This window comes from Synechocystis sp. LEGE 06083 (assembly GCF_015207725.1).
Lineage (GTDB): Bacteria > Cyanobacteriota > Cyanobacteriia > Cyanobacteriales > Microcystaceae > Synechocystis > Synechocystis salina.
Genome location: NZ_JADEWJ010000357.1, coordinates 1 through 3,121, shown reverse-complemented (window position 1 = coordinate 3,121; position 3,121 = coordinate 1). Strand labels below are relative to the sequence as shown.

The following is a 3,121-nucleotide window of genomic DNA, read 5'->3' as shown; positions in this document are numbered from 1 at the left end:
GCATTTACACTACCATTGCCGCTATGATTGGAGCGATTATTGCTTTTTTGATTGGCCGCCACCTCTCCAGAAATTGGGTAAGGCAAAAAATAGCAAAATATCCAAAATTTCAATTGCTCAATGTTGCGATTAAAAAAGATAATTGGAAAATTGTTGCTTTAACTCGTCTTTCTCCCATTTTTCCGTTCAATTTACTTAATTACGCCTTTGGGGTCACTGATGTTTGTATAAGGGATTATATCACTGGTTCTTTTGCTATGATTCCAGCTACAATTATGTACACTTACATTGGCTCATTAGCTACGGATTTAACGACCATTGGTGACAATTTTAATGGTACACCCCAATTGATTCAGTGGTTCATGCGCATTTGTGGCTTGGGGGCAACAATATTTTTGTTTGTTTATCTCAAGCAATGGTCAGACAAAGTTTTCCATCAAAGTCTATCTAACTTAGAATCAAAAAAGTAAGTTAACACATCTAATTCAGTTATCAAGTTTTTGTCAGCTAAAATTAACGATGACCTATCTCCAAACCACCGCTGATTTTTACGCCGAAGTTGCCCAGACTCCAGAAGTGGGACTCTGTTGCGTTCAGAGTAGCCCTCTGCAACTGCCGGGCTTAGAGATTCCCCGCTCCATGCAAGAAATGAACTATGGCTGTGGTAGCACCGTTCATCCCAACGAGCTGAGCGATAACCCAAAAGTGCTTTATGTCGGTGTTGGTGGTGGGCTAGAGGCACTACAATTTGCTTACTTTTGCCGTCAAGTTGGGGCTGTAATTGCAGTGGAGCCTGTAGAGGCGATGCGTCAGGCCGCTAATCGAAATTTACGGTTAGCCGCTGAAGAAAACGATTGGTTCAGTATCGATTTTGTGGATATTCGGGCAGGGGATGCTTTTACTCTGCCGGTGGCGGATAATTCGGTAGATGTGGTGGCGCAAAATTGCTTATTTAATATTTTTGAGCCGGAAGATTTATCTCGAGCTTTGCAAGAAGCATATCGAGTTTTAAAACCCCATGGTCGTTTAATAATGAGTGACCCCATTGCTACTCGGCCTATTCCCCGACATCTGCGTCAGGATGAAAGGCTCCGGGCCATGTGTTTATCCGGGGCATTGACCTATGAAGAATACACTCAGCATTTAATTGATGTCGGCTTTGGGCAAATTGAAATTCGGGCCCGTCGTCCCTACCGTTTACTTGATTCTGTTACTTATCAGCTAGAGCAAAATTTGTTGTTAGAAAGTCTTGATTCCGTTTCCTTTAAAGTCCCGATCCCCGATGACGGGGCCTGCATTTTTACTGGCAAAACTGCTATCTACGCTGGTTCAGAACCTCTATTTGATGACCAAGCTGGCCATATTTTTCAGCAGGGAGTTCCTAGTGCGGTATGTGATAAAACAGCCTTAAAATTAAGCTCTACTTATCCAGATAAAATTCTGATCACTGACTCGACTTGGCATTATGATGGCGGTGGTTGTTGTTAAATTTAGTCTAATTGATCTTTGGCGATCGCCAGATTTTGCCCTCTTGTGTAGTCAACTTTGAGTAATATGGTTCAACACCTAGAAATTCCTTCACAAAAATATCCCATAACTCCCTTTGCCTCTAAGCTAACTGGTCCCTTGGGTAAGCAAAAAATTTCTACTCTCCAAATCAATTTAGGTAAACGCTGTAATCTAGCCTGTAGCCATTGCCATGTAGAAGCTAGTCCCAAACGTACCGAGGAAATATCACCTGAAGTTTGCCAACAACTAATTGAAATTATTCAAAAATTCCCCCAAATTAGGGTAGTGGATCTCACCGGGGGAGCTCCGGAAATGCTCTATGGTTTTAAGCCCATTGTGAAAGCGGCTAGAATGATGGGAAAAGAGGTGATTGTCCGCTCTAATTTGACCATTTATTTTGAAATGGGATTTGCAGATATTCCGGATTATTGTGCCCAGCATCAAGTGAAAATCGTGGCATCATTGCCCTGTTACCTGGAAGATAACGTCGATAAAATGCGTGGCAATGGGGTTTATGAAAAATCAATTAAAGCTCTGCAATGGTTAAATAAACTTGGTTATGGTAAGGATACTAATTTAGTTCTTGATTTAGTTTATAATCCTCCTTTGCCAACTTCAGATAAATTTTCTCTACCCCCTCCCCAGGAGCCCCTTGAACAAGATTACAAAAAATTCCTCAAAGACCATTTTGACATTAGTTTTAATCACTTATTGACCATTACAAATTTACCCATTGGTCGAAGCAAATTCCACCTTGAAAAATATCAATTACATCAAAAATATTTGAGTTTTCTGGAAAATAATTTTAATCCAGACACAGTTGACAGTTTAATGTGCCGCAACGAACTTTCCATTGACCATTTAGGTCGTGTTTATGATTGTGATTTTAATCAAATGGAAAACATTCCCGCTGAAAATAAATTCAATCAAAAGTTAACTGTTGCTGATCTAATAAAAGCTGAAAATTTAGACTTAATTCAAAGAGTTAAAACCGCCCAATATTGTTATGGTTGCACCGCTGGTTCTGGTTCTAGTTGTGGAGGTGCACTAATTTGATCTTAGTTAGCTTTCTCTATTTACTTCCCCCTTGATTATATGTTTATCCATTGGCTAAAAAAACAATTTTTAATTTCCCAAAGGCAGAGTTTTTACTTTTTGGTTATTTCCACTTTTAGCCTTGTCATAATCTTTTTTGCCAGTCCGGCTCTAGCTCAGGAAACAGGCACCGGTGGCTTCAATCCCCAAAATTGGTTGCTTAATGCCCTGCAATGGATTGACGACTTAGGCACGGCCGGGGCGATCGCCTTTATTTTGCTTTACATAGTCGCAACAGTGGCATTTTTACCAGGATCAATCTTGACCCTAGGGGCTGGGGTTGTGTTCGGAGTAGCGCTCGGATCAGTCTATGTTTTTGTTGGAGCTACTTTGGGAGCTACGGCAGCTTTCCTGGTGGGACGCTATCTCGCCCGGGGCTGGGTGGCCAAGAAAATTGCCGGTAATCAAAAGTTCAAAGCCATTGATGAAGCGGTGGGTAAAGAAGGCCTAAAAATTGTCATTTTAACCAGACTTTCTCCAGTGTTTCCCTTTAATTTATTAAATTATGGTTATGGCA

4 protein-coding genes are annotated in these 3,121 nt (G+C 40.9%); all 4 read left to right on the top strand.

The genetic code is table 11. The features are described from left to right. The coding region (locus tag IQ219_RS18405) for a TVP38/TMEM64 family protein (protein ID WP_194073567.1) at positions 1 to 470 on the top strand (470 nt) is incomplete at its 5' end. Positions 471 to 519: 49 nt separating this feature from the next. Beyond that, a complete protein-coding gene (gene arsM, locus IQ219_RS18400) occupies positions 520 to 1,488 on the top strand; it encodes an arsenosugar biosynthesis arsenite methyltransferase ArsM (RefSeq protein WP_194073566.1) in 969 nt (322 codons plus the stop codon). 66 nt (positions 1,489 to 1,554) lie between these two features. After that, positions 1,555 to 2,565, top strand: coding sequence for an arsenosugar biosynthesis radical SAM (seleno)protein ArsS (gene arsS / locus IQ219_RS18395; protein WP_194073565.1), 1,011 nt, complete (start codon positions 1,555 to 1,557; stop codon positions 2,563 to 2,565). A gap of 39 nt (positions 2,566 to 2,604) precedes the next feature. Then, positions 2,605 to 3,121: TVP38/TMEM64 family protein (locus IQ219_RS18390; protein ID WP_194073564.1), on the top strand; the 517-nt coding region annotated here is incomplete at its 3' end.

What these genes read in the sequence shown, in the direction of transcription:
- arsM (WP_194073566.1), top strand. Translation starts at nt 520, where the DNA reads ATGACCTATCTCCAAACCACCGCTGATTTTTACGCCGAAGTTGCCCAG.
- arsS (WP_194073565.1), top strand. Translation starts at nt 1,555, where the DNA reads ATGGTTCAACACCTAGAAATTCCTTCACAAAAATATCCCATAACTCCC.